At 50.1% G+C, this 24,526-nt stretch carries 33 protein-coding genes; 13 read left to right on the forward strand and 20 right to left on the reverse strand.

Going from position 1 to position 24,526, the window contains the following annotated elements:
* Nucleotides 1–105: 105 nt before the first annotated feature.
* The 16 genes from ACZ5EJ_RS12085 to ACZ5EJ_RS12160 form a co-directional block, all read right to left on the reverse strand.
* Nucleotides 106–270: a hypothetical protein gene (locus ACZ5EJ_RS12085; RefSeq protein ID WP_464557895.1), complete on the reverse strand. Its 165-nt coding sequence runs from the start codon at nucleotides 268–270 to the stop codon at nucleotides 106–108.
* A 59-nt stretch (nucleotides 271–329) separates the two neighbouring features.
* Complete coding sequence (locus ACZ5EJ_RS12090; protein WP_464557897.1) at nucleotides 330–1,136, reverse strand: DUF3560 domain-containing protein; 807 nt, start codon at nucleotides 1,134–1,136, stop codon at nucleotides 330–332.
* Nucleotides 1,137–1,201: 65 nt separating this feature from the next.
* Nucleotides 1,202–1,519, reverse strand: a complete 318-nt coding sequence (locus ACZ5EJ_RS12095; protein ID WP_464557899.1) for a hypothetical protein — start codon at nucleotides 1,517–1,519, stop codon at nucleotides 1,202–1,204.
* An 18-nt stretch (nucleotides 1,520–1,537) separates the two neighbouring features.
* Nucleotides 1,538–1,795 (reverse strand): hypothetical protein, encoded by a 258-nt coding sequence (locus ACZ5EJ_RS12100; protein ID WP_464557901.1) that lies wholly within the window; start codon nucleotides 1,793–1,795, stop codon nucleotides 1,538–1,540.
* A 517-nt stretch (nucleotides 1,796–2,312) separates the two neighbouring features.
* Nucleotides 2,313–3,296, reverse strand: a complete 984-nt coding sequence (locus tag ACZ5EJ_RS12105) for an ArdC family protein (protein ID WP_464557903.1) — start codon at nucleotides 3,294–3,296, stop codon at nucleotides 2,313–2,315.
* A gap of 367 nt (nucleotides 3,297–3,663) precedes the next feature.
* The gene (locus tag ACZ5EJ_RS12110) at nucleotides 3,664–3,900 is read right to left on the reverse strand and encodes a hypothetical protein (RefSeq protein WP_464557905.1); all 237 of its coding nucleotides are present in this window, start codon (nucleotides 3,898–3,900) and stop codon (nucleotides 3,664–3,666) included.
* Nucleotides 3,893–4,360: a DUF192 domain-containing protein gene (locus tag ACZ5EJ_RS12115; protein ID WP_464557907.1), complete on the reverse strand. Its 468-nt coding sequence runs from the start codon at nucleotides 4,358–4,360 to the stop codon at nucleotides 3,893–3,895. Before ACZ5EJ_RS12115 ends, ACZ5EJ_RS12110 begins: the two co-directional genes overlap by 8 nt.
* 192 nt (nucleotides 4,361–4,552) lie before the next feature.
* A complete protein-coding gene (locus ACZ5EJ_RS12120) occupies nucleotides 4,553–4,723 on the reverse strand; it encodes a hypothetical protein (RefSeq protein WP_464557909.1) in 171 nt (56 codons plus the stop codon).
* 6 nt (nucleotides 4,724–4,729) lie between these two features.
* Nucleotides 4,730–4,867: a hypothetical protein gene (locus tag ACZ5EJ_RS12125; protein WP_464557911.1), complete on the reverse strand. Its 138-nt coding sequence runs from the start codon at nucleotides 4,865–4,867 to the stop codon at nucleotides 4,730–4,732.
* Complete coding sequence (locus ACZ5EJ_RS12130; protein ID WP_464557913.1) at nucleotides 4,864–4,998, reverse strand: hypothetical protein; 135 nt, start codon at nucleotides 4,996–4,998, stop codon at nucleotides 4,864–4,866. The genes ACZ5EJ_RS12125 and ACZ5EJ_RS12130 overlap by 4 nt, the downstream gene beginning before the upstream one ends.
* Before the next feature lie 53 nt (nucleotides 4,999–5,051).
* Nucleotides 5,052–5,432, reverse strand: coding sequence for a hypothetical protein (locus tag ACZ5EJ_RS12135; protein ID WP_464557915.1), 381 nt, complete (start codon nucleotides 5,430–5,432; stop codon nucleotides 5,052–5,054).
* A 149-nt stretch (nucleotides 5,433–5,581) separates the two neighbouring features.
* On the reverse strand, nucleotides 5,582–6,109 hold the full coding sequence (locus ACZ5EJ_RS12140; protein WP_464557917.1) for a hypothetical protein: 528 nt from the start codon (nucleotides 6,107–6,109) through the stop codon (nucleotides 5,582–5,584).
* A 56-nt stretch (nucleotides 6,110–6,165) separates the two neighbouring features.
* A complete protein-coding gene (locus tag ACZ5EJ_RS12145; RefSeq protein ID WP_464557918.1) occupies nucleotides 6,166–6,573 on the reverse strand; it encodes a DUF6573 family protein in 408 nt (135 codons plus the stop codon).
* Nucleotides 6,574–7,115: 542 nt separating this feature from the next.
* On the reverse strand, nucleotides 7,116–7,778 hold the full coding sequence (locus ACZ5EJ_RS12150) for a hypothetical protein (RefSeq protein WP_464557920.1): 663 nt from the start codon (nucleotides 7,776–7,778) through the stop codon (nucleotides 7,116–7,118).
* Between the two features lie 12 nt (nucleotides 7,779–7,790).
* Nucleotides 7,791–8,945, reverse strand: coding sequence for a ParB/RepB/Spo0J family partition protein (locus ACZ5EJ_RS12155; RefSeq protein WP_464557922.1), 1,155 nt, complete (start codon nucleotides 8,943–8,945; stop codon nucleotides 7,791–7,793).
* Nucleotides 8,946–9,011: 66 nt separating this feature from the next.
* The gene (locus ACZ5EJ_RS12160) at nucleotides 9,012–9,818 is read right to left on the reverse strand and encodes a ParA family protein (protein ID WP_464557924.1); all 807 of its coding nucleotides are present in this window, start codon (nucleotides 9,816–9,818) and stop codon (nucleotides 9,012–9,014) included.
* Nucleotides 9,819–10,015: 197 nt separating this feature from the next.
* Here ACZ5EJ_RS12160 and ACZ5EJ_RS12165 point away from each other — a divergent pair, with 197 nt between their 5' ends.
* Nucleotides 10,016–10,636 (forward strand): TrbM/KikA/MpfK family conjugal transfer protein, encoded by a 621-nt coding sequence (locus ACZ5EJ_RS12165; protein WP_464557926.1) that lies wholly within the window; start codon nucleotides 10,016–10,018, stop codon nucleotides 10,634–10,636.
* 81 nt (nucleotides 10,637–10,717) lie between these two features.
* Here the strand turns inward: ACZ5EJ_RS12165 and ACZ5EJ_RS12170 are convergent, their stop codons facing one another.
* From ACZ5EJ_RS12170 to ACZ5EJ_RS12180, 3 genes are all read right to left on the reverse strand, one after another.
* Nucleotides 10,718–10,912, reverse strand: a complete 195-nt coding sequence (locus ACZ5EJ_RS12170) for a hypothetical protein (RefSeq protein ID WP_464557770.1) — start codon at nucleotides 10,910–10,912, stop codon at nucleotides 10,718–10,720.
* 225 nt (nucleotides 10,913–11,137) lie between these two features.
* Entirely contained in the window at nucleotides 11,138–13,084 is a 1,947-nt protein-coding gene (locus tag ACZ5EJ_RS12175; RefSeq protein ID WP_464557772.1) for a DNA topoisomerase 3, read from the reverse strand.
* 14 nt (nucleotides 13,085–13,098) lie between these two features.
* Nucleotides 13,099–15,135: an LPD7 domain-containing protein gene (locus ACZ5EJ_RS12180; RefSeq protein ID WP_464557774.1), complete on the reverse strand. Its 2,037-nt coding sequence runs from the start codon at nucleotides 15,133–15,135 to the stop codon at nucleotides 13,099–13,101.
* Nucleotides 15,136–15,489: 354 nt separating this feature from the next.
* On the opposite strand from ACZ5EJ_RS12180, the gene ACZ5EJ_RS12185 reads away from it, so the two are divergent.
* Nucleotides 15,490–15,858, forward strand: a complete 369-nt coding sequence (locus tag ACZ5EJ_RS12185; protein WP_464557776.1) for a hypothetical protein — start codon at nucleotides 15,490–15,492, stop codon at nucleotides 15,856–15,858.
* Here the strand turns inward: ACZ5EJ_RS12185 and ACZ5EJ_RS12190 are convergent.
* Complete coding sequence (locus ACZ5EJ_RS12190; protein ID WP_464557778.1) at nucleotides 15,836–16,198, reverse strand: plasmid mobilization protein; 363 nt, start codon at nucleotides 16,196–16,198, stop codon at nucleotides 15,836–15,838. The genes ACZ5EJ_RS12185 and ACZ5EJ_RS12190 overlap by 23 nt on opposite strands.
* Nucleotides 16,199–16,552: 354 nt before the next feature.
* Here ACZ5EJ_RS12190 and ACZ5EJ_RS12195 point away from each other — a divergent pair, with 354 nt between their 5' ends.
* From ACZ5EJ_RS12195 to ACZ5EJ_RS12245, 11 genes are all read left to right on the forward strand, one after another.
* Complete coding sequence (locus ACZ5EJ_RS12195) at nucleotides 16,553–17,098, forward strand: hypothetical protein (RefSeq protein ID WP_464557780.1); 546 nt, start codon at nucleotides 16,553–16,555, stop codon at nucleotides 17,096–17,098.
* On the forward strand, nucleotides 17,076–17,780 hold the full coding sequence (stbB, locus tag ACZ5EJ_RS12200) for a StbB family protein (protein ID WP_464557781.1): 705 nt from the start codon (nucleotides 17,076–17,078) through the stop codon (nucleotides 17,778–17,780). The genes ACZ5EJ_RS12195 and stbB overlap by 23 nt, the downstream gene beginning before the upstream one ends.
* Nucleotides 17,773–18,180: a hypothetical protein gene (locus ACZ5EJ_RS12205; RefSeq protein ID WP_464557783.1), complete on the forward strand. Its 408-nt coding sequence runs from the start codon at nucleotides 17,773–17,775 to the stop codon at nucleotides 18,178–18,180. Before stbB ends, ACZ5EJ_RS12205 begins: the two co-directional genes overlap by 8 nt.
* 301 nt (nucleotides 18,181–18,481) lie before the next feature.
* Complete coding sequence (locus tag ACZ5EJ_RS12210; protein WP_464557928.1) at nucleotides 18,482–19,105, forward strand: lytic transglycosylase domain-containing protein; 624 nt, start codon at nucleotides 18,482–18,484, stop codon at nucleotides 19,103–19,105.
* Between the two features lie 2 nt (nucleotides 19,106–19,107).
* Nucleotides 19,108–19,377 carry a TrbC/VirB2 family protein gene (locus tag ACZ5EJ_RS12215; protein ID WP_464557784.1) on the forward strand — a complete coding sequence of 90 codons (270 nt, stop codon included), beginning with the start codon at nucleotides 19,108–19,110 and terminating at the stop codon, nucleotides 19,375–19,377.
* 52 nt (nucleotides 19,378–19,429) lie between these two features.
* The gene (locus ACZ5EJ_RS12220; RefSeq protein WP_464557930.1) at nucleotides 19,430–19,702 is read left to right on the forward strand and encodes a VirB3 family type IV secretion system protein; all 273 of its coding nucleotides are present in this window, start codon (nucleotides 19,430–19,432) and stop codon (nucleotides 19,700–19,702) included.
* A gap of 1 nt (nucleotide 19,703) precedes the next feature.
* Nucleotides 19,704–22,124 (forward strand): VirB4 family type IV secretion/conjugal transfer ATPase, encoded by a 2,421-nt coding sequence (locus tag ACZ5EJ_RS12225; RefSeq protein WP_464557786.1) that lies wholly within the window; start codon nucleotides 19,704–19,706, stop codon nucleotides 22,122–22,124.
* Nucleotides 22,121–22,834, forward strand: a complete 714-nt coding sequence (locus ACZ5EJ_RS12230; RefSeq protein WP_464557788.1) for a type IV secretion system protein — start codon at nucleotides 22,121–22,123, stop codon at nucleotides 22,832–22,834. The genes ACZ5EJ_RS12225 and ACZ5EJ_RS12230 overlap by 4 nt, the downstream gene beginning before the upstream one ends.
* Complete coding sequence (locus tag ACZ5EJ_RS12235; RefSeq protein ID WP_464557790.1) at nucleotides 22,831–23,037, forward strand: hypothetical protein; 207 nt, start codon at nucleotides 22,831–22,833, stop codon at nucleotides 23,035–23,037. Before ACZ5EJ_RS12230 ends, ACZ5EJ_RS12235 begins: the two co-directional genes overlap by 4 nt.
* A gap of 11 nt (nucleotides 23,038–23,048) precedes the next feature.
* Nucleotides 23,049–24,215 (forward strand): type IV secretion system protein, encoded by a 1,167-nt coding sequence (locus tag ACZ5EJ_RS12240; RefSeq protein WP_464557792.1) that lies wholly within the window; start codon nucleotides 23,049–23,051, stop codon nucleotides 24,213–24,215.
* Nucleotides 24,216–24,263: 48 nt separating this feature from the next.
* Nucleotides 24,264–24,497, forward strand: coding sequence for a hypothetical protein (locus ACZ5EJ_RS12245; RefSeq protein ID WP_464557794.1), 234 nt, complete (start codon nucleotides 24,264–24,266; stop codon nucleotides 24,495–24,497).
* Nucleotides 24,498–24,526 lie beyond the last annotated feature (29 nt).

The raw sequence follows: 24,526 nt of genomic DNA on the forward strand, positions 1-24,526 counted from the left end.
ATTCCGTTTTCTGAAACGACCCCTACTTCTGAAAATGACACTGTATTCGTCTTTCATGTTGTGTTCTCCGGTCGAAGGCGGCGCGGCATGGCCGCGCCTGGTGCATCAGGAATTAAGCCATTGGCCATAGGTTTTCAGCGGCTGGCCAGTGGTCAAGTCGTTGCCCTGGCCATCGTCGGCGCACGATAGGTAAATTTGATATTCCTGGTCGTCGGTGCCCCGGTTTTGCGTCTGCCACGTTTCGGCGGGTAGTAGTGTGTTGTTGTCCATGTCGGTGACTCCCTGAGTAGGCCAGGCCGCGCCACGGCGCAGGCCTGGTGGCTGTTTGATTAGGCAGTGTGGTCTGCGTCCAGTACGGCCATTACTTCCCTGGCGCCCCAAATGGCGGCATTAGTCAACTGACGCACCCAAGCGCCCCGGCTCGGACTCCAACGGAAACCATGACGTTTCAACACGTCGCGGGTTTCCTTGGGCGGCTTGCCGGTAAATATAAACATGGCGCGGTTTTCTTCCACGTCCTCGGCATATTCGTAGCCTTCGCCCTCGATGTGGGCAGGCTTGCGCTGCCGGTTGGCCTCGATCTGCTTAATACGCTGTTCGATGCGGCGTATGTTCGCGTTGTTGTTGCTCAAGGCGTAGGACGGGAACCCGATACGCCCGCAAAAATCACCCTTGACCAGCTCGGCGGCGCTGGCCTCGGTGAACGGGGCACCCAGCGCCACGATAGCGGCTATCTGTGCGCCCTGGTCGGCCTTGTGCTTGCGAATAACGGCATTGGCCTTTTTCATCATGTCCTGGCTCTCGCGGGCCTGGGTAAGCTGCTCTTTCAATTTGTCGATTGCGTCGGGGTCGTCGCTGGAAATGCCGCCTGTGCCTACGCTGGCCGCTTTCTGCGCGTAGTGGTCGGCCTTGTCCTGCTGCTCAAAGGCTTTGCCGTAGGTGGTATGAATCCGGTTTCGATAATTGCGGTCACGGGTTTCGCTGTGGTGCCCGATCAAGATAGGCTGACCAAAAGGGATTACCTCGGCCATCGTGCGGGCGCGGTCGTAGGTGACATCGGCCTGTTGGGCCAGGCCCTGCGACTTGGCAAGGTAACGGTCTTTGCGGGCTTGTTGTTTGGCTTCGTAGTTGTTCATAGCGGGATCTCCAAAATGAAAAAAAGGTAAGGGGCAAGCGGTTCAACCTGCCCCGTGTATCGGGGTTATTCGTCGGTGAAAATGAAACCGCAATAGGCCATGCCTGCGGCCACAATGGCGGGGTGCTCGTAGCCGTCCGCGCTCGATGTAGGCGCTTCTAGTACGTCATAGCTCCAATGCTCCCAGCCGGTCAGTTGCTTGGCTTTTTCGTAGTCTGCAAATGTCTTAAATTGCACGGTCATGGTGTGCAGCCATTGCCAGAAACAAACGCCCTCTAATTCCAGCCGGTGGCCTGCTGCGGCCTCGGCTAGTTCATCCTGCTCTTTTTGTGTAAGGTTTGTCGGGGAGGGGTAGGGGTAGCCGTTTTGCAAGATCAGTTTCATGTTGTTGTCTCCGGTTCATTAGTAAATTTCTGCTTCTGCGCCACAAGCAAGACAGCCGTTTTCGTGGGGATCTGCGTCTAGTTCTCCGCACTCGTTGCAAAGCCATGTCGATTCTTCTGGAGTGGTCGTCACGCGGGTAAATCTGCCGCTGCGCGAATCTTCTAGCCATTCGCCGTTGTTGTTCACATCTGCTGGTTGGTGAGTCTTTTGGGTTGCAGGGGAAGCCCCCGCGGTGTTTTGGGCGCTGGCCTGGTCGAGATTGTTTGTTGAGTTCATGATTACCTTCCTTTCGTTGTAAATCGTTCTGTAGTTCTGCTGTTATGGAGCCGTCTTGACGCATAAAGAGCGAAGCGGACAGGGCTGTGCAAGGGCGCGAAGCGGCCCCGCCTGGCTGGCGCGGCCCGCAACGCAGTGAGGACACGGGCCAGGCGGGGCTTTACCCTTGAACAGACATGGCCGTGTAGCTATGCGTCGGTAGAAAGGCGGTTCCATAACAGCAGGGCTACGCGCCAGAACGATTTTGAAAGGCTGGAAATTGGCAAACAGGTTTTTCTCGGCCTGGGCATCGCCTGAAAATCGCGGTGTAGCCCGATACTTCGGGCCTAAAAATGCTTCGGTTCTGCCGGCGGCCGCCGGCACAGTCGGCCCAGCGGGCCGCTAATTTCTGGGATGCAATCCCCGGTGTTTTGCGCACCTTGGCCGGAAATAGGGCAAGGTGCTGCCCGCGAATTTGGCGGGCCTGATGTTGTGGGGTCTATGCCTGACTGGCGCACCTTATGCGCCCTGGTGGGGATCAGGCAGCGGTTTGCATTGCTGGGGTTTGTTCCTCGCCTTGCTCGGTGGCTGGGTCGGCCTGGTCGGCTAGGAATTCATAGGCGGCGCTGGCGTGTTTGGCAGCGGTGAAAATTGCGCTCTTGTCGTTTTTAAGTACCTTGATCCATGCGGCCAGGTACGAAGCATGGTTCTCTACCGTGGCATCAATGAACCCGAAATGACCGGCTAGAAACGCTGAACCGAGTTCGGCTACCAGTTCTTCAAAGGCGTAATGTTCATCACCAAAGCGGTGCGACTTGGAAAAATCACGGTCAAGGCGGCTGTTGTGGCCTGTCCAGTGGGTCAGTTCGTGGCAAGCGGTAGCGTAGTAGTTCGCGGGCGAAATGAAGGCTTCACGCTCGGGTAAAACAATGGTGTCAGTGCTGGACCGATAAAATGCGCGAGTGCCGTGGTGTTCGATCTGTGCCCCTGACGCGGCGATGAATTGCTCCGCGATTTCATCTTGCGAAAAAGCGGGCAATGTCATGTCGTCGATGTAGTCTTGTAACTGCTCCGGTACGTTGTCGATCTGATCCAGATTGAATAAGCTAAACGCCTTTGCCATCGGGAAAAACTCGGCTTCTCCGTCCTGTGGCTCTTTGCGTTTAAGCATCTCGAAGTACACGCAAGTAACGGATTTTTCACCCTTACGAACCTGTGCGCCTACGGCCTGGGCCTGCTTGTACGTCATCCAACGATTAGATGAAAATCCGGCTTCTTCGCGTTGTGCCCAAAGAATCAAGATATTGACGCCCCGATATGGTGTCCCGGTGCTGGCATTGCAAGGCATCCCAGCGGTTGCGGCGGATTTCCAGGTTTTTTTCCATGCCTCGGTGCCTCGTTCCATCAGTGCCACGATTCGATCAGTAATGACCTGCTTTACATCGGTTTTCACCTCTGTTTTTTGGTGAGCCTTGCTTTTGGCTTTTGTGTTTTTTTGGTTGTGATTGGTCGCGTTGGTCATGATAGTTACCTCATTTGGTTGGTTAATCTGTTTTTTGGAGCCGCCTTGACGCATAAAGAGCGAAGGGATCAGGACTGTGCAAGGGCGCGTAGCGGCCCCGCGTGGCTGGTGCGGCCCGCAGCGTAGCGAGGACACGGGCCAGGCGAGGCTTTACCCTTGAACAGGTATGAACCCGTAGCTATGCGTCGGTTGAAAGGCGGGGCCAAAAGGCTAATTAACCGGGTGTGACAAATGATGTAGATCGGCGCGACTGGTTTTTACAACTGAAAATACAAAGCAGGCTTTGGCCTGCCTGGCGCTTCGGCAATCTGCGTAGCAAAAAAAAAACGCCTCTGAAAAGAGGCGTTCTCTGGTACTGAAATATGTTCTATCCGCTGGCCTCGTTGCTAAAGCAACGGGTCATATCTTTGTGCATTTCCTGGCCTGCTTCTGCACCGTAGGCCAGCCGATACAAGCTGGTCAGTTTTGCGGTTTCTTCCGCACAGCGGTTGCGCAACTCGTCTAGTACGGCCTGTGTAGGGCGTTTTCTGGCCGTGTCGATCAGGTTTTCAAGGCTGATATATTTAACGGTGTATTGGGTATCCAATACGATAAGTTCACTCACTGAAATTTCCTCCGGGTGGTGTGCTGCACTGTTTGTCTATCAGTTGGGTTTCGCCGGGTCGAAACCCTAGCAACGTGTATTGGCCCTGGGCCAACTCCAAGGCCAGCACAGCGGGCCGTACTGATTTATGCCGGGTGTCTGTTTCCGGTTCCATGTCCTCGATCTGGAAAAGATTTCCGCTACTGTCAAAAAATCCAACTTGCAGTGGTACCCAGGTGTCCCGCATCCAAAAAACACGCGTAGCCGCTTGTGGCCAGGTGAAAAGCATCCCGGTATCAACGTTATGGGTTTTTGATAGGCCGCGCTCCTGCTCGGCCTGGGTCGTCGCCAAGGGCACGTTATAAAGCGTCTGGCCGGTGGAAAAATGCAGGGTGCATACAGTGGCTTGCCTGCCTGCGGCTACGCCGATTATGCAAGTCACTGTAATGGCTAGCAGGCCCGCTAAACGGGCAATGTTCATAGATGTTCAGGTTTCCTTTTAAATGACTATTGTGGTTTAGCGGAAGTCGGTAGACTCATTAAAAAATGAGGGGCCAGGCGATGACCCGACAGACTCAAACACATTACGACGCACCTATTTCTATATTTATGTTCGCCTGGCGAACATCTTGCTGGCCGGGCGTGACTTCTGCCTCTACTCGCCACGATTCGCCTATGGTTTATGTTGTGAGGTGAATCGTTTATCTTTTCCTTCCTTATTTTTGGGTGCCTGAATGCTCGGTTTCTCTGCTTTTACGGTGTTTTCGTAATCTTCCAGCCAATCTACAAGGCCCTTGATGTATTCGCGCTGCTCGGGAGTTTGCTTCTCGATCACTTCCAGCATTTCCGGTTAGAAATTTGCGCGATCCAGTTTTAACGTGCACCCTTGTCCGCCAATCAAACCAGCCGCCAGACGCAGGCGCAACTTTGCGCGGTCGGTAAATTTCTGATTCTTTTTTTCGGTACTGTTCTCAAGCAATCGTTTCATTTAAAAAAATAGCTGTATAGCGCTGATAGAACAAAAGCCCAAAACAGCAAACCGAAAACAAAACCGCCTTCTCCCTTTTCTTCTTCCTTGCGCTGCCGGTCGGTTGCTTCCTGCATTTGTGCCTGGTTCATGATTTTCTCCTTTCGTTTGGGTTAGCGTTGAATATCGCGCTTAATGTCGCGGCTCAGGTGGATCTGTTTTTCGCCTGTCCGTGCCAGGCTGATTTGTTGCTCATTCGAGCGATATCCCCGGCCTTGTTCACGCTCTCAATGCGCAAATCATGAGCTTGTGCCCGCAACGATTGCGCTTGTGCCTGATCTTGTGCGGATATATCCAGCGTATCATCTGCACCAGGTTCTTGTCCGTTGCGGATGCGCCATGCTTCTATTTCAAGATTGAGGTCTTGCTGGTAGTCCTGTGAAATTTCATTAATATGTTGGGTGTACTCGCCGCCATATCCCGGCAAACGGTTTACCCAGCGCCATTCTTTTTGAATCTCAACTTCTGCTGCATGGCTGTAAACCTCGGTTTGAGTTTCTTGTTGCTCGTATTCGTATTGGCTCATAATGTTAGGTATATCCTCAAATGGCAGATAATCTTGATTGTCGTCTTTACGAGCCTTTGACCACACTTATAAGTCAATATATAAGTATACTTATTTATAAAGTATTTTGTGGGCAAATGCTCAATGTTTTTATGTAAATACGTTCCCCTTTAGGCGTACCCGGAAACGTACTTGGGTTTGCCGTCCCATTTCTGCAAGCTGGTTAGGCTCAAGTTTCCACCGTACAGGCAGTGCCGCCCGGCTGCGCGGCGGGTCGATTCCTTGGCAGTTGGAACAAACTCGCCGGGGTTTGGTACGGTTACGTTCGCCGTTGTTGTTTGCTTTATCTGACAAACAACAGCGGAACGAGCCGAAGGCACCCGGATAACCTCGTAAAAATCAACGTTGGTCTGATCGTAGCCCCACGATGAAAAAAGAATATCGCCTACACTCAGATCGTGTGCAGTTTCACACCGGGCACGCTTGCAGTTCTCCGTCTCGGTTTCGGTCTTAACAAGTTCATCCAGGTAGGTTTCGCGGCGCTCGTCGTCAGCAAATGCAAGAAAACGGCACGGCTTACTTTGTCGGCCTTTGTACGCAACAAACGCCGGGCCTTTCTTGCTCTCGTAGCAATAAGCAACAATGGCAGCAGCGGGGAATTCACGGGCTTCAGCATTTTCTGGAATAAAGCGGTTCATGGTATTTTCTCCGGATTTGGTCGGACATGGTGCCCCTGGCGGGGCACCTGCCAGGATTAATCTTCAGTGGGCTGCATAATGGTGATAACCGGCGCAGGGTCATCGCCTGGGCCAATGGTTATAGCTAACGCAACGCGACGTGGGCGGTTGCCTCGGCCTTCACGCGGAACACGGTAAAGCTCGAAAATACGGCGCTGGTCGTTGCCCTTCGCACGACAAGCAACAAATGCCATCAAAAGAACATCCCAAAGCCTCCCGCTTTCATCTTGGGTGACTGCTTTCCGGGCTTCAATTCCATCGTTCCATTCAACACAATCAGCCCATGCAGCGCGTGACATGGCCACCGGCACGGTAAAACCTGCCTCTCTGGCGGTGTCGGTTACGTCAATCAGTTCGCCATCGGCAATAGCTTGTGCGCGGCTGTAGCTATGGATCAGGTCGGTAGCTTGAAAAAGATTATTCATGGTTATCACTCCTGTTTAATTGCTTCATGCTCGTTTTTCCGCTTTTCAACCCCTGCTTTGCTAGATGCTTGCCGGGTTTTTGTTTTTGAATTTGCGCTTGGTGATTCATGACAGTGTTCTCCTTTGGTTGTGTGAATCTGCTTCGCTGAGTGCCTTTTGCCGTGATTGCCCGTAGGAAGGCCAGATAGGACAGACCGGAAAGGGAGAAATCCGAGGCCGCAGCGCAAGGAAGCGCAGTGAGTGCGAACGGGTGACGATTTCAGGACGTAGCCCGACCCTTGAAGGAATGGCAGGACTGGATAACCGTTTAGGGCAGGCAAAAGGAAATCAGCGAAGCTACACAACGTGCCAAAGGCGACTTGGACATGATCCACTTAAATTCAGCGGGACCGCTATAGCAGGCGAGCAGCGTCTGCCCTGGATTTAGGGCGTGGTCGCGCCTGGCGCGTTTATTGTGTTCGCCAGGCGAACATCTGGCGTTAGCTGTAGCAGGTTTGTCTTTTGATTAGTGCGAAGGAAGCTGAATAGGAAAATTTCCCGGTTCAGGGTTTTGTTACTTTGCGTCTTTTAGGTTTGGGTGGGTTTTCGGCTGCATAGCGCGCCTGAGCTTCTTCAAAGCGTCTGATGATATTGTAGGTATTTTGTTTTGTGATTTCATATTTTTCTGCAATCACTGTCAAAGTGTCTTGAATCACAAAATAATCGTAGCAAATTTGGATGGCTTTTTCTCCTGCTCTGCCATACCGAAGAATTTTATCGAATTCGACCTCTCGCTCTTTAACAGCGTCTTTGTTCGTATATAGCTGGTAATATTTGATCGTGCATCGTGCGATCTTTAAAACACCTTCAACCGTTGAATTTGTTTGTTGAGCAATTTCATCCAGACTTTTTGACGTAAAAAAAAACTCATGCGCTGTGTTGTATTGCTTCTTGGGAATGTTCAGCTTATTGAATACAGGCCTGATTTTAGCAATGGTTTCCTGGGCGATTTGCGCATCTTCCATCAGGGCAGCAACCGCTCTAAATACGTTTTGTTTTGTGGTGTCGAATGTGGTGGTTATCGTGCCCAGGGAATGACGTTCCACCAGATAATCTCTGGCAATGGCCTGGGTATTCTCGCGTGTACGTGTAAACGCAAGCGTCCGCTCAAAGTCGGGCGCTTGCATCCGGTTTTTGGAATAATAATAATGTTTTTTTAAGGTCATGCACTCGGGTGTTTAAAGATTCTTCGCTTTGTCTATCAACACATCTAAGTTGAAACTCTCTGACTTAGCGAAGCCTGCTGAAAAGGCGGCTAATTTTAGCCTACCCATAGAAGAGTCGTCATAATCTCTTTGCCGAATCCCTTCAGAAACCGCAGCCACCCATTCTACAGTGTCCGCACCCTTATCGAAAAACCCACGTAGCATTTTTTCAAGTGCGGCACGGCTTTCTTCGTCGTCAATCTGTAAAACATCGTCCTTTACCTCATCGAGCTGGATGGAGGCTGATGCGGCCGGGAAAATAGTAAAAACCTGGCCGGGTGCCTCGGCGTCCCGGTTACGCGGCGTGGCCTGGTTTTCTTTGATCTTTTCGTTGTCTTTCTTAGCCGCCTGACGTTTGGTTGGCGCTATCTCGGCCTTGGCATTGCGCGAAATTTCGCGCATATTGCCGGATTTGGCAGGTTTTGCAGCGGCATTATTATTCCCGTCTGCATCCGTTGTAGCTGTGGTTTTTGTTGTAGTGCTGGCTGCTTTAAGCGCCTCTACCGTTTCTTTTGCCTTGCCTGGGTTTACTTTCTCGATCTGGCGTACATCGTTAATGACTTCCATATCGGCGGTGATGTTCTCCGAAATGAGGCGTTGTGCCTGTTCGGACAGGTTGAGAAGCCCCCGCATTTTGTAAATCCATACGCGCCCACTTTTGGGCTTGCCGTACTTTTTCAATACGGCCTCAACGTCGCCGCCGCAAGCGTCCAGATCGCGCTGGATGCGTTGGGCTTCCTCTTGCAGGGTCAGATTCTTACGTTTGATATTTTCAATGAATTGGGCTTCTTCGGCTTCTTCGTCGGTCATGGATTTGACTAGTACGGGGATGGCCTTCAATCCGGCCATTTTCGCGGCACGGTAGCGCCGCTCTCCGGCGACCAGTTCGTACTTGCCGCCTTGCAGGGGACGCACAAGGATAGGCTGCAAAACGCCTCGTGTTTTAATGTCGTCAGCCAGTTCGGACAGCGGGTTTTCGTCGTTCTCAAATTCCGTGCGTATCTGCTTTTTGATAATGATGAGGTCTAATGAGATTTCGGTAGCTTTGGCCACTGACTGTTCAATAGCCAGCGATTGAATGCCTTTAGCAAACTTTCCAGCGGCAGCTTTAATAATAGGATTGGTCATGTTGATCCTTTATATGAAATGATGCGGGTAATGGTGTTGTTCTGCAATCAGGCGTATCTGCATTCGTCATTGTTGGCTCTCCAATACATTTAATTGTTCAAGCACAGTTCGGCAATTGTCTTTCCATTCCTGTGCAGCTTTGCGATGGCTGGAACCATTGACAGACCGCCATACGGGTTTTCTGGCAGAAATCGCAGCCTTAACAGCATACCGCAAGCTAAAAGCGTAGGGCGTGATAAGCGATCCGTAGACTTGGCGCAAGCTGACAAGGGTGGCGGTTTCTTCCTGGCTGCGGGTATTGATCTGATTAGGCACGATGCCCAAGTGAACCAGGCCGGGGTTTTCTGCCTCCTTCACAAGTGAAATGGTATCTAGCAATTCGGCTGCACCGTCGATAGCAAAAATATCCATTGTCAGCGGCGTTATCACGGCATTGGACGCGGCCAGCAGCGCGGCCAGTACCTGGCCCATCGCTGGGGGTGCGTCGATGATGCACAAGTCGTAATCGTCTGCAAACTTCCCCAGCACAGCGCGGGGCGCAGCCAATTCCGGGCTATGAGGGTCGATAGTGCCTTTGATATGCTCCGATAGCTGCGCGTCGGGTGCGATAAGGTCAATGCCTTCATCGGTCGCCAGCGGCTTGATGCGCCGCCCTGTCTGGGCGTTAAACAGGCTACTGGCCGTCAAGGCCGCGTAGTCTGGCGTGTGGGCAATTCGGCTTGATCCAGTCAGTATCAGTGTGGCATTACCCTGGGTGTCGAGGTCAACAAACAACACTTTTAACCCGGCTTCAACAGCGGAAAAGGCAAGGTGTAAGGCGATGGTCGTCTTTCCTTGCCCGCCTTTTTGGGTGGCTACTGCAATTGTTTTCATCCGTGTTTTCCTTTTTAAACGCTACCTGTAGGCCTAATTTTATCTGAAACGCTTCCTTTAGGTCTGATTTTATCCGAAATACTTCCCTCATGTCAATAAATGAGTACACTTAATATTCAATTTTTAGTAAACTCATGTTATTTAGGTTAAGTACCTGTATTTGTACCGCTTCGGCGGCGTTATTCTAGGAGTGATTTATGAAGAAAATTGTTATAAGAATAATCAGTGTTGGAATGCTAACTGCTTCAACTTCGGGTGCCGCAACAGACACAGCAGAACAATCTTTTACTGGTGATACACGCTTGGCATGTGAGGCGATCCTGTGCTTGTCCTCGTCACAGCGCCCGGATGAGTGCAGCGCTTCGCTGAGTCGGTATTTCAATATTACGCGCTTGAAATGGAGCAATACAGTCAAAGCACGGCGCTCGTTTCTGAATATGTGTCCTACTGCGAAGAATGTATCTGCAAACATGCCCCAGCTTGTTGAGGATATTGTAAATGGCGCGGGCCGTTGCGATGCTGATTATTTGAACCGCACCCAACGGGTACAACTTAAACGCAAGGTATGCAAGGGTTGGGATAATAGCTTTATGAGCAGTTCTTGTAACACTGAAACGTATTACGGAATTAAGAACTCACTCCCCGATCACTGTGCGGCGTATTGGAGCAATAACTATTCGGACGTTGCTGCCAAGTACATAGGGACGATGGAACAGAACGGCAGGTGGGTGCCTAACAAAGATTTTGTGTCGGAACAAGCGCGGTGGGAACAAACGCATCCGCCCAAGCAAGAAGAATATCCATGGTTGAAGCGTTAAGTGCGCTGTACGATGTTCGCTCGGCGAACATCGTCAGTTGAAAAAAGCCCTGCGTTATTGCAGGGCTTTTTCTTTAAAGTATTACTTCAGAAAATGATTGATCATTTCAATTTCTTGCTCAGTTAGGCTTTCCTGTTCGACCCTGGCTACTCCAGCGGCCAGTGCGTTCAGATAAATATCACTGATAGCTTTCATACGAGCCAATGCCTGGGGCGTGTCGCCCCCTTGGTTGTGTATCGCTGCGTTGACTTGTTCAATCTGAGCAATTGTATACATATCGTGTTTCCTTTTAGTCAAGTTGTGGGGTGCCTTCATTATCCCCGGTAGTAAATTTGCAGCCCTCGCGCCATCGGGCGCAACTCCAAAAATGGCCACTGTCGTCCTTGCGGGCCACTCGGCGTATCTGGCCCTTCTTGCACTTTGGGCACTTGTAGACCGGATCGGGTTCTACATACGGCCCTGGTTCGCCGTCCTCGTCCGATACAATGTATTCACATGGATCTATTTTGGCATTGCGCTGGTCGCAACTCCAAAAATGGCCGCTGCCGTCCTTGCGGGCAATGCGCCACAAAGTGCCCGTAGCGCAAGTAGGGCAGGGTCGGGAGTTTTGGCCAGCTTGGGCAAGGTCGGGGCAAGAATTTGGGATACTTGTTCTTTAACCCATGCTGTTTGTTCGGCCAGAAAATCATCTCGGCTTAACTCGCCACGCTGCACAGCGGTCAGGCCCGATTCAAAGCGAGCCGTAATACCGGGGCTGGTCAACTCACTTGGCAGGCTGTCAATTAGCCCTTTTCCGGTATCGGTGCTGATAATGTATTTGCCCTTGGCCGAAAGGAATCCACGCTTGCCCAAGTCCTCAATGATGGCTGCACGAGTGGCCGGAGTGCCAATGCCGTCACCATCTTTCAACAACGCTTTTTCGTTTTCATCGTCAACATAACGATGAATATTTTCCATTGTGGTTTGTAAGCTCGCTTCTGTGAAGTGCTTCGGCGGCGTGGTCTTGCGCTGGTGCGCTTGCACGTCGATGCACGTTACCGCGTCGTCTTGCTCCATGCTGGGTAGTGCCTGGCCGTCCTCGCCCTCGTCGGCGTCCTCGTTGGTGCTGTTGACATACAGGACAGTCCAGCCCGCATTGGTGATGACGCGCCCCTTGGTGCCGAAAACATGCTGGCCGATACTGGTCTGCACGGTGGTTTCGTCAAACTCGCAGGCCGGGTAAAACTGCGCTAGGTAGTTTTGTGCAATCAGCATGTAGACGTTCATTTCCTCCTGGCTCAAGGCGCTCATGTCGCCCTGATAGCCGGTCGGGATCATGGCGTGGTGCGCCTCGATCTTCTTATCATTCCAGATAGGCGATTCTATGCTGGTATCAGCGCCGTCAATCCATTGCTGAATCTGCGGCAAGTTGGCCGATAGAGCGGTCAGAATGTTGGGCGCAGCTTTAAATTGCGATGTGGGCAGGTAGCCAGAATCGGTACGTGGGTAGCTGGTCAGCTTGTGTTTTTCGTACAATGCCTGGCAGATTTCCAACACCTGGGCAACCCTGTAGCCGAAGGCGCGGGATGCTGCCGTGGAAATGCCCGTCAATGAAAAGCCTGTCGGCTGCCGCTTGCATCCGGCCTTGATTTCAAGGCTGGTTATCGCACCTGGCTGGCCCTGCACGTCATCAATGACGGCCTGGGCTACGGCTGGATCAACCAAGCGGTTTTCTTCATCCAGCCCTGTATCATTGGGAGGATTCCAGCGTCCTATGTAGCTGCCGTTTTCGTGCTGCATGGTAGCCTCTACAACATAGAAAGGTACAGACACAAAATTTTCTATCAGCCGATCTCGCACAACGACAAGGTTTAACGTAGGAGTTTGCACCCGGCCAACAGGTCGCACACCACTGCCACCGTTTACCCGTTCCGTAATGGTCTGCGCTCTGGTGCAGTTAATGCCATGTGTCCAGTCTGCGCAAGCTCGTGCCATTGCAGCGAAACCCCAAGCCTCATAGCGCTCATTCGCAGCAAGGCTGCGTAGCCCTTCATCAATACTGGACGGGTCTTGTGCGGATACCCAAAAGCGCAAAGTGCGCTTTTGATTGCGGTGTATCGCTAAAGGTACGTCTACGATGGCCTGTCCCTCCCGGTCGGCGTCACCAGCATTGATAACTGTATCAATGCACGGATCGTCTAGCCAGCGCTTGATATTGTCAATCATATCTTTGGCTTTTGGATTGGGCACCCAACGCCATTGATTCGGCACGAAAGGTAATACATCGGCTCGCCAGGTAGCTAGAGCCGGATCGTAGACTTCTGGTTTCGCCAGCTCGTACAGATGCCCGGCGCAATAGGTAACAATAGCATCGTCACACTGCCAGTATCCACGCTTGCGCGTGGCTCCAGGTAGTCTTATCGCGATGGCTTCCGCAGCAGATGGCTTTTCAGCTATAAATAATTTCATATCGTGTTTTCCTTTTAACGTCTACGAATTGGCGTGTTGACACGAATAGGGGCCGCAAGCGGGTTACTCGCATCTTTGATTTCAAAATCTAGGCCGCTACGCCGTACGGCCTGGATCATTTGCTGCTTGAATGCGGCATCCCCGTTCAATGTCAAAGATTTACCGTATCGGCTTACAGCAACTTTTAGGGCAAGATCATAGGTACGCTGCTCAGGGTTAAGCACTTCAACCCCGAGCCTGGTGTCTTTGATGATGGTCTTGCCCTGGTCTTGATAGATGACGTTCCCGCCAATATCTACACGGTAATTGGGCAGCGCGAAAACAGGCTTGTCCTCGCCTTGGCCTTGAATAAAATCCGGCTCACCTGCCTCGGGCTGGGCCTGCTGCATTTTTCGTAATTCCCCCAGCGCGGCCAGGTCGCCATGCTCGGCCAGGTTGTGCAGGAAAGTGCGGTATTCGGCATTGCGCCCTGGTGCTTTTAGAGTGCTGTACATGGTTTGGCGCTGCTGGGCGATTTCTTCCAGCGCGATAACACGTGCAGCGCGGGCCTTGGCCATTGCGCCTTGACGCTCCAAGCCGATTAGCTTCTGCGCGGCCTGTTTCTCTTTCTTGTACAAACTGCGCACGGCCAGCGTTTCAGCGCGAAAATGCTCTCTAGCGTGGTTACGCTCGTTTTGCCGGTGTTTGTAAGATTGGCTGCGCCATTCGTTGAAAGCCACCCATATTTCCAAGTCTGGCTGGGGTAGGGCGTCTGATAACGATGCCTGGTGGCACTCCATCAAAATAGGCTGAGCGTTCAGCCATGATTTATTCAGGTGCTTGGTGAAAAAGTCGCCCAGGTTGTACTGCTTACCATCGTGGAATATGCGCGGGGTACCATCGCGCCCTACGCCGGTCGAGTATTGAGTCGGGTCGATTTTGTAGTACCTGGCTGCGGCCTCGATCACTAGCGCCGGGTTTGTCTCGGCTTTCAGCCGTGCCGCATTGACCGGGCCGCGTCCTTCGCGCACTTGCGCCCAGATTACGCTTTTCTGTCGTCCAGCATTTTTTTGAGGGTCGCCAGCTCGAATCGTTTCTTGTTCCAAAGCCGTGCGAAGTCGGCCAGCGGCAAGCTGGGCGGGTTCAACGTCAAGCGTAACTGTTCGATTGCCTTCAAGAGTTCTTGCTGACTGTGCAAGTGCCTCGCGGCATGTAGTTTCACGCTCTCGCATTGCCTGCAAAGCTCGGCTATTTGGTGTGTTTGCAAGGTCTACTCCTTCGGTTCGTCTTACTCCTTGCCAATGTTCGGGCCGTCGCATTCCGTCATCGACACCGGATTCAGGCTGTCCCAACTTACTAGGAACATCACCCGGCAATAGCATTTCAGTCTGTCCTTCGTCGAAAACCATACCGAGTGCGGACAAGTCTGACAAACGGTGAATTCTTTCGGGAGGCGGGAAGGTTCCAATCTTTGCAATACGGGGCTTATAACGGTCGAGTCGTGTTCTGCCATGTCTATTCTCCTTGGTTATTCCAGATTCTGCCGAATCGCCGCGATTTCGCGCGTGATTGGCTCCATTAGTTTGTTCATCTGCTCTACGAGCACGTCCGGGTGGCTGGCCGCTTCCTGGCCGCGTTGCAATGCCTGCGTGATGCGGGTTAGTTCCTGCGTGATGATTAGATTCTGTTCGGTCATGGTTGCCAACATCTGGCCCAAGCCCTCCATCCTTGCTATCAGTTCGTCCTCGATGCTCATATAGTCCTCGGTTTAGGGTGCGCAGCAACGCCACGCGGGATTGATACCGTTTATCGGCCAGCCAGTCGGCTTTGCCCTGGTTGTCCAATTCCTTGTAAGCGGCCCGCCTGCCCTTGCTGGATGCGTAGCGCACTTCAAGGGCGCGGCGCTGCGTCCATTGCTCTACCTTCGCAGCAATCTTCTCTGCGTCGGGGCGAAGGGTCGGAGTCGTGGTGACAGCCTGTAAAGATTCAGGGGTAATGTCTTTAAGATTGATGCCCTTTTCAGCCCATGCGGGCTTGACGTTCAGATAGTCGCCGTCGCGCCCGTGGCGCACCCGCACGACTCCGTATTGCTCGGCAATGCGGGCTATGTCCTCAAGGGTCTGCGCCCCGACCTCGATGGCCTCGCGCTTGATATAGGCGCGTACCTCTTTAGCTGATAAATTTTCAAGATCACCCTTGTGTCGCCCAAGAGGGGAGGGGGCCGGTTCGGCGCGGGGCGCGTCGTATGGGCTTTTCAGGTGAAAATCGTTGTTGATTTTCTCCTTTATAGCGTCGTGCCAGGCCATATTGGAGTCGTAGTGACCTAGTGGGTTTAGGTATTGGTCAGTTGCAATGTTTCGCATCGGTATGACGATGTGAACGTGCGGCAACCGCTCGTAGGCTTCGCCCGTGGTCGCATGAATATCATGCGTGACTTTTGGAATATGCGCTTCCGCGTAGAAAACATATTCCTCGGCGTCATACGCTGCCATGAGATCGTGCCGGTACTGTTCGGTGACGGCGCGTATCGTGTCCAGATTTACTTGGCCCTGGGTCGGGGTATTGCTTTCCGTGTACTGCTCGGCAAAGCTAAGGGTGATATGCAGATAACGGCTATCGCCTTTCTGCCTGGTTTCGATCTGGTTAATTGTGCTGTCCATCAGATCTATATCGCCCGCCAAGGGGATACGATCATCTATCAGGTCGCGGTCGAATTCGCGGCCTCTTTTGCGCCCCGTTTCAAGGTATTCGCGGATGCCGCCCGCTGCGGCGTTAACCCTGGCGAGCATAGGTAATCGTTTCGTTCAACAGGGCGCGAATATGGTCAAGCCGTTCGATGGCTTGCAAGCATTCGTCCCTGGACAGCGTACCGGCGAGCTGGGCGCTGTTCAGCGTGTGGGCAACCTGGTTAAGATTATTGCCCATGCGGTTGATCTGGGTAGCCAAGGCGCGCAAATCAGCGCTGGGCTTGGCCCGCTCCACAATCCGGGTGCGGTTGTTCAGGATGGCTTCTTCAAGCCATACCTTCGTGGACACACCAGCTTGTGCGCTGGCCTGGTTCAGCCGGTCGTAGGCTTCATTTCCAATGCGAAATGAAACTACGGCGGTCTTGGTCGATGTGCGTTTCTGCTTCATTGTCGTATTCGCCCCGCGAATATTTCAGGTGCTGGCGTAGTCAGCTTTCGTCTCATGCCAGGCCGTCTGTCCAGGCTTTCCGGTTTCAAAGGTGGAACCTTTGGCACGGGTATTTTACCGAAGGCGTAGCCGAAGTGTAAACATACCCAGCGTGCCTTTTAAGTCATACTAACATATATAGGGAAATTGGAATCAATTTACATACAAGTACATACCTTCAAATAATTTCATATACCTTCTGATTCATTTTATATACATATATATACCTTTATATATAATATATATACAATCAATAGCATATCTATGACAACACAGATACAATAAAATCAAATTTCAGGGATAACGGAGTTATATGTGGATCGAAAGCTAGTCAAAGCTGTTTTATCGTTTTGTGCGGAGAGGCAAAAAAGCGAAAAGCTAGAATTGCGGCTATTAATCCCAGCGTTCGCCCTGCTGCATTACATGCGCCGGTCTATCGTTGAGATTCACGAATTCGCAAAGCTGCAAGGCTATCAAGGCGGCTACAACGCCTTCACCAAATGGCTAAGGCGCAACGTAGATTTTGAAGCTGAATACGCAAAATACGCCGACGAATTCAAGACAATTGCAACTGGTTCAAAGCCAGGCGGCGAACCATATTCAGACGCTACCGAAGAAGGCAGCGCCAAAGCCTCATCTGGTGTTGACGTGTTCGCCCCGCGAATATCCAAAGCGCCTGATACACCCGCTACTGGGTTAAGCGAAGCAAAACCCAGCGTTTCTAACTCGCCAAAAGAGGCGGACAGCAACCCTTCAGCAAGGGACGTTTTAAAAAAATGGAAAACGCCCTCTTATGAAGATCAATTAGATAAACACGGAATAGGAAAAGGAAAACACGATGACGAAGATAGCAGTCGTTAATTTCTCTGGCAATGTAGGGAAGTCCACGCTAACAAAACATTTTCTGGCCCCTCGACTTCCTAATTGCGAAATCATTCAGGTGGAAAGCATCAACACAACAAACGTCGATGGCGAGAAAGTTAGCGGCAAGCATTTCAAGAAGGTTATTGAAGAAATTGCCTTGCATCAGAATGTCGTTGTAGATGTGGGATCATCAAACGTTGAGCAGGCACTCACAGCACTAAAAGACCTTGACGATGCCCATGAGGATTTTGATTACTTCGTAGTGCCCTGCGTGCCTGATAGCAAACAACAAAACGATACTTTGGAATTGCTAACGCAATTGCAGGAGTTCGGCATACCCGGCTCAAAAATCAAAGTCATTCTGAATTATGTGCCTCGTGATGAAGTGCCGGAATCTTTGTTTCCTTCTATCGTTGGTTACTGCTCGGAAATGGGAATCGGCTGGGCAACTGTGTATTACAACGAGGTATTTGAGTTACTTACCAAAAGCACGGTCGATCAAGTCGTGGCCAACCTGGATGATGTGAACGCACGCATAAAAGAAATTCAGGCCAAACCCGCTGAAGAACAAAACAAGAAAAAATTGCGGGAACTCTCCGGCCTGAGAACAAGCGGGCGCCTGGCAAAGGGCGTGAAGAAACATTTCGATGAAATCTTTGGGACACTCTTTAATGAATGAGCGACCCGCATCAACAATCCTGGAGCAAGTCCATGCCGACTTGCTCCTCGATGTGCAAAAACTTTTGCTTGAAGCTGAGAGGCTAAAAAAAGACCTGCCTGAGTTATATAAGAGTGTAACTAGCGATGTAGAAAACGCGGCAAAAGTTGCTCAGGGTGCTTTCAAGGATATGGAGTCTATGGCGCGTGCTTTGGCTATCCATACCAACAAGGCAAAATCAGATTTTGAAATTGAGTCTGAAGCACTCCAAGCCAAAATAAGCAAACAAGCTGAATTAAACGCAAAAACCATCGCGTCAGGTTTTTCTCCATTCACCAAACACCTGTGGCTATTAAGCGCACTGGTGGGCTGCAATTTGTTGATCAGTCTGGCCTTTGGCCTGGCCTATCTGCTGAAGTAATCCGCCTTGCCTTGCAAGGCGACATCCCTTTTATCTGTTTATAAAAAATGGCGGCTCTATGCCGCCTTTTTGCGCGTTGCGCAATGCTTGTATCACGGATGCAGACTGCAGAAAACAATCTGCTCGGCCTTAGTGAGAACACTTAAATTAGTATATATTTTTCTTGTTAAAAAAGTATTTTTAATTATTGACTTTATGCGGTTAATCATGGATAATACTAATGTTACCGGTAAAGTCTTTTTGTTATTTTCTTATGATTGATTTGCCTCCAGATTGCCAATCCGCTCTGCGCGATCCAGTGATGCAACAGATTTATCAAGTTGAATCTGGGTTTAATCCGTTTGCTATTGGGGTTGTGGGTGGGCGCTTGGTTCGCCAGCCAAAGAATCTTGCCGAGGCGGTTGCAACAGCCGATTACCTGACTAACCTGAATCGAAACTTCAGCATTGGACAAGGGCAGGTAAACAAAACCCATTTTGTGCGTCTTGGCTGGGACAGCGATATTAAAGCAGGCTTCGATGTGTGCAAAAACGTTGTGGCAGCATACGAAATTTTTCAACAATGCCAGTCCTGGGCGCTCGGTTCTGGATTCAATGCCACACAAGAATACAGTGCAACCAATGCGGCCCTGAGTTGCTATTACTCCGGCAAGCTAGGTGCTGGCAAAACAAACCCTGATGTAACCCGCTATATCAACAAGGTAATTTCTTCAACACCCAGGAACCCGGTCAACATGGATTCCGCATCACTTGTCATCCCATTGGCCAGTTCGGAAAAAGGCAAGATAACTAACGTTAACGCGGATCAAACCGGCGTGCGCGTTAAGGTCGTTAAGCCTCAATCAGCCAGTATGCTTTTATCTGGCAATTCTTCTGTTAGCAACACCACTTCATCAATGATGTTAATCAACCAAGCAAAGGATTAAATATGAAATCAGTGCGTAATAAGAGTTTGGCAATCAGTATGGCTTTGGTCAGTTCACCTGCATTCGCGCAGCTTGAACGCGGCACAACGATGCTCAATAGCGTTTCAACGTGGCTTTTGTCTATCGGGGTGGTTGTGCTGACAATTGCATTAATGTTTGTTGGTTTTCGCATGATGTTCCAAGCCGCTCAATGGAAAGATGTAGCGCCTGTTTTTTGGGGGGGTGTTTTGATTGGCGGGGCGGCAGGTATTGCCGGTATGTTAATCGGTTAAGGTTATGGACAGTCGAGACAGGGTATTTAAGGGTGCTACGCGCCCTCCAATGATGTTTGGCATTCCTATCGTGCCGTTCATTCTAATTGTTGGAACACATATCCTTGTGGCGCTGTGGTCATTCGTGTTGGTGTCCGGTTTTGTCTCGGTTGCAGTATTCGTTTTGCTGGCATTCATAATAGTCGTGCTACGCCAGGTCAACGCGGACGATAACTTTAAGCTGGCTCAAGCCTTCATGTATTTCCGTGATATTGGGTATCGCACCAATAAGCAGTATTGGGGCACTCATAGCATAGGGCCAGTCACGTACAAAAAGCGGAAATGAAATGAGTAAAAGCACAACAGCTAAAGAGAAAGAGGACATATTTTCACAGCAGCGCAGATATGCCAATGAGGAAGATTCGCTAGAGCGAATCGTGCCGTTTTCAAGCATTATTGATGATGGCATTGTATGCACAAAGAACGGTGATTATGTGCGTACCTGGCGTGTCGAGGGCATGTCCTTTGAAGGATTGTCTGAGGAAGAAATCTATTCGCGCATGGAAGCCCTGAATCTGTTTATTCGGGGGCTTGCAACAGGCAAATATGCTTTTTGGGTGCATCGTATCAGGCGCTACGCCAGCGATAAGCTGGAAGTGCCGGAATACAACGATTTCACTCAGGATTTAATGGCACGATATTATGAGAAATTGGCCGATCAGGGCATGATGTCGAGCGAATTTTATCTGACTGTGGTTTATCGGCCTTTCCCGTTAGGCCGAGGCGGCGTGTTTGGAAAGCTGCATCGGACAGTGGGTGAAATCAAGAACGAAATTGCGGCGGCTGTTGAGCGCGTCGAGATTGTTAGCAAAACGGTTATGTCCTCCCTGGCCAAATATCGCCCGCGACAATTGGGCAATTACGTGTTCGCGGGGCGAACATTTAGCAATCAGCTTGAATTTTATTCATATCTGATCAATGGGTTCTGGTGGAAAATTCCGGTTAAAAACTTACCGCTGTATAAGTACCTTCCGGTTGCACGCCTGTTATTCGGCAATGAAATTATTGAATACAGAGATACATTCGGATCTGAATTTGGCGCATTTCTGGAACTGAAAGATTACACGGATTACACAACACCCGGTGTTTTGAACACGCTTCTTGCGCTGGATTGCGAGTATATCGAGACGCATTCCTTCTCTCCTATGACAACACTTGATGCACAAAGCGCTTTGAAAAAACAGCGCAATCAAATGATTTCGTCCGAGGATAACGCACTGAGTCAAATCGTTGAAATAGATGAGGCGATTGATTCTGTAATCAGCGGTAATTTTGTGCTGGGCGAATATCATTATTCGTTGTTGGTTAAGGGCGAGACACCCGATCAAGTGCGGGAATTCAGAAGCAATGCAGCCCAACTTCTAAACAACGCCAATTTTCTTGGGGTTGACCTGGAAAAGATCACTGCTTCAGCTTATGCGGCTCAGTTACCGTGCAATTGGAAATCACGGCCAAGGGAAGCGCGTATCAGTAGCCGGAATTTCACTGGCTTATGTTCGTTTCATACGTTTGATTCTGGCAAACGGAATGGAAACCCCTGGGGGGAAGCGGTGACGTTATTCCGAACTCCTGCCGGTGCGCCGTTCTACTTCAATTTCCATGACACGCCTCTCGGCGTTGATTCAACCGGAAACAAGGCTCTTGGCAACTGCCAGATCATCGGACAATCGGGGGGAGGTAAAACTGTCCTGGCATTGTTCTTAATGATGAATCTTTTAAAGTACGGCACACAATGCGTTTTCTTCGATAAAGATCGTGGTGCTGAAATCGCTATTCGTCGCGTTGGTGGTAAGTACCTGGCGCTTGAAAACGGTAAACCAACGGGGTTTGCTCCATTGAAAATGGAACCAACGGAATCAAACATTCTGTTGTGGATGGCGCTTATTAAATACTGCACTCGCAGGCAGGACGTACCCCATACACCAGAAGAAGAAAACCTAATTGCCTCGGCGGTACGTTCTGTAGCTGGTATGCCGGTGCAGCAGCGGTGCATTGATGCTGTGCTGCAATTTTTGCCCGTTGGTGATCCTAATGGCCTGGCGCAGCGCTTGAAAAAATGGAGTATCTCTCGCGGTAATCTCGGCTGGGCACTTGATTGCCAGCACGACGAATTACAATTTGAGGAAGGTCGCCCGTATGGATTCGACTATACGGATTTTCTCGACAATGAAGAAATATGTGGCCCGATCATGATGTATCTCATGTACCGGGTGGAAGAACAAATAGATGGCCGTCTGTTTGCATTCTTCATGGACGAATACTGGAAAGCGTTATCTGTCGATTATTTCAAGGACTTTGCCAAGAACAAGCAGAAAACTATTCGTAAGCAAAATGGCCTTGGCGTTTACATGACGCAAAGCCCGCATGACACCCTGCAAAGTGACATTGCAAGGGCACTGATTGAACAAACAGCCACATTCATTTTCTTGCCGAATCCAGCGGCAGATCATGATGATTATGTAAACGGTTTCAAGCTCACTGAAACCGAATTTAAACTTGTTCGGGAACTGCAGGATTCATCCCGCATGTTCCTGATCAAGCAGGGCCACCGTGTATCGTTAGCACGTCTTGATTTAGGTGATTTTAAAAACGAAATCAAGATTCTTTCTGGTTCTACTGATGAAGTAGAACGACTCGATCGCCTACGGCAGAAATACGGGGATGACCCGGCGCAGTGGGCACAACCTTTCTTGGATGGTAAATCGTGAAAACTATTAAATCTATTATTTCCGGCATTTTTGTCTCCGGTATTTTGAGTATGGCTTCTGTCCACGCTCAAATTCCAGTAACCGACACGGCTGCTATATCAAAATCATGGACTGCTCATTTGGCAGAAATAGCAAAATGGGCGGAACAATTAAGAGCAATGGAGCAACAATATTCTCAACTTAGAATGCAATACAACTCCATTACTGGCGCGCGGGGCATGGGTCAGCTTATGAATAATGCAACTCGCCAGGTGCTGCCGGACGACTTCACACAAAGCTACAACCGACTTTTGACGTTGGGACAAGGCGGTGCAAGTAACGATGCCAGGATCATCTATGAAACTATAAAAAAACTGGATTGCGCTCGCTTTCAAGATTCAAATGCGAAGCTGCAATGCCAGGCTCAGGCTTATGCCGAACCAGAAAACGCTGCTTTCATTAACAACGCTCTTAAATCCTCACAAGAACGTGCTTCGCAATTGCACCAATTGGTATCGCAGATAGACAGCGCTACCGATTTAAAGGCGGCAACCGACCTTTCAAACCGGATCGCGGCAGAGCAATCGCTGTTACAGAATGAACAGACACTCGTGAATTTAGCGCTTGCGCAACGTCAATCACAATCGGCCCTGGTTGTGAAGGCTAACGAAGCAGAGGGTAGGCGAGCCATTCTTGAAAATACTGGAAGTCCTTTTGGGAGCATAGAATGAAAAAACTTTATTTTGTAATTGGTGCTGTCTTTGTTGCTTGCCTGACTTCAGCCTGCGATGGCAAAGACACAAAAAAGATTCTTGAGAACAAGGGAAGCCCTTTTGGGAAGATCGAAGGTAGTTATCCCGATCTGAAAGAAGATCGGAAGGACGATGCCGACAAAGCAAAGCCTAACGGTCAACCATTTGGTAGTTTGGAATAAGGTAGAAAATCATGGCTGGTGTAATTAAAACTCAGGCGGACACAGTTCTCAGCATGGTCGCGTCATGGAGCAGCATACCAAATACGTTAATCACGTGGGTCACTCCGTTATTGCTCCTTGGCCTGACGATCTTAATCATGTGGCAAGGCTATAAGGTGATTCGCGGAGTAGGGGGCCAAGATCATTTATTGGATATGTTTTTCAACTCAATCCGCGTTTTTCTTATATTTTCTTTGTGTTTAGCTGGTGGTGCTTACGCCAGCAATGTAATGACTATAGCTCAAGAATTGCGCGAAGGCTTAACTGGATTGTTTAGTGGAACAACTGCGGATGTTTACACACAGTTAGATAACATTCTAAAACAATCCTCCGACGCTTATAAGCAAATCATTGACTACGGGCTGGAACATTTGGAATTTTCGATAACCGGTTCTGATACTACAGGCATAGTTCCTTTGGCGGGCGGAACATTCATGATTGGTTTCATGGTTCTGTATATCTTTGTCGCAGCCATAAACATGATTGTCATAGATTTCTCTTTGGCTATTTTTTTTGCACTGGGGCCTCTGTTTATCGCCAGTCTGGCATTCCAAGGAACCGCACAATTTTTTAATACTTGGTTGAGCGGCATACTCAAGTACATTTTTACTGCTGTGGTGATTTCCGCCATAGTTGGCTTGGGACTAGGGCTTATGCAGGGATATGCGACGGCACTTAGCGCACAGTTGCCAGAAAATATTGATTATGCCGGTCAAACCTTAGTTGCTGCTTTGGCAATAGGTATCTTGGTTTATCTGACATTCAAGGGCGCACAGATTGGCGCTGATCTGGCGGGGGGTGTTGCATTAAATATTGTGTCGTTAGCTCACGCTGCCCGTTGGGCAATCAACCCAGCCGGGGCTGCATTATCAAAGACTGCAAAAGCAGCCCACGATGCCAGCAAAATTGCCGGCGCTGGTACGGGTTACATGGCCGGTCGTGCATCCCAAACAGAATTAGGTAAAGCGGTAGGTTCTTCTCCTGCCATGAAATCTGCAATGGCAGGTATCAATACTATGGCACAAATTGGTAGGGGTACCCGTACTGCCTTAAGCCATCGTTCTGCTATCAGTGCTGCTCGCACTGGCTTTCAATCTGGTGCATCTGTCAAAGAAGGAACAGGCACGATCACAAAATAAATCCATGTAGTACCTCATTCTTCGCATTACTTAAAAGGAATTTTCGCTATGAAAATTTTGCAGGTGGCTCTTTTTTGTCTTTTTGTTTCTGGTTGCACTTCTACACCAAAACTTGAGTACCCAACGGGCAAGGAATCAGTCAGGCAACCGATCAATGTTTTACATCCGACATTGAGTGAGACTGTTCCATTAAAAGCCACGCCAGCGGGATTAAACCAGGAGATAGACGGCATCTCTCCAACAAACGAAAGTATCAACCCCTCAACCCGTAACGACTCTTAATCCTTCTCTCAGATTAGAGTAATTCTGGA

Source organism: Nitrosomonas sp. TNE100 (genome assembly GCF_055387135.1).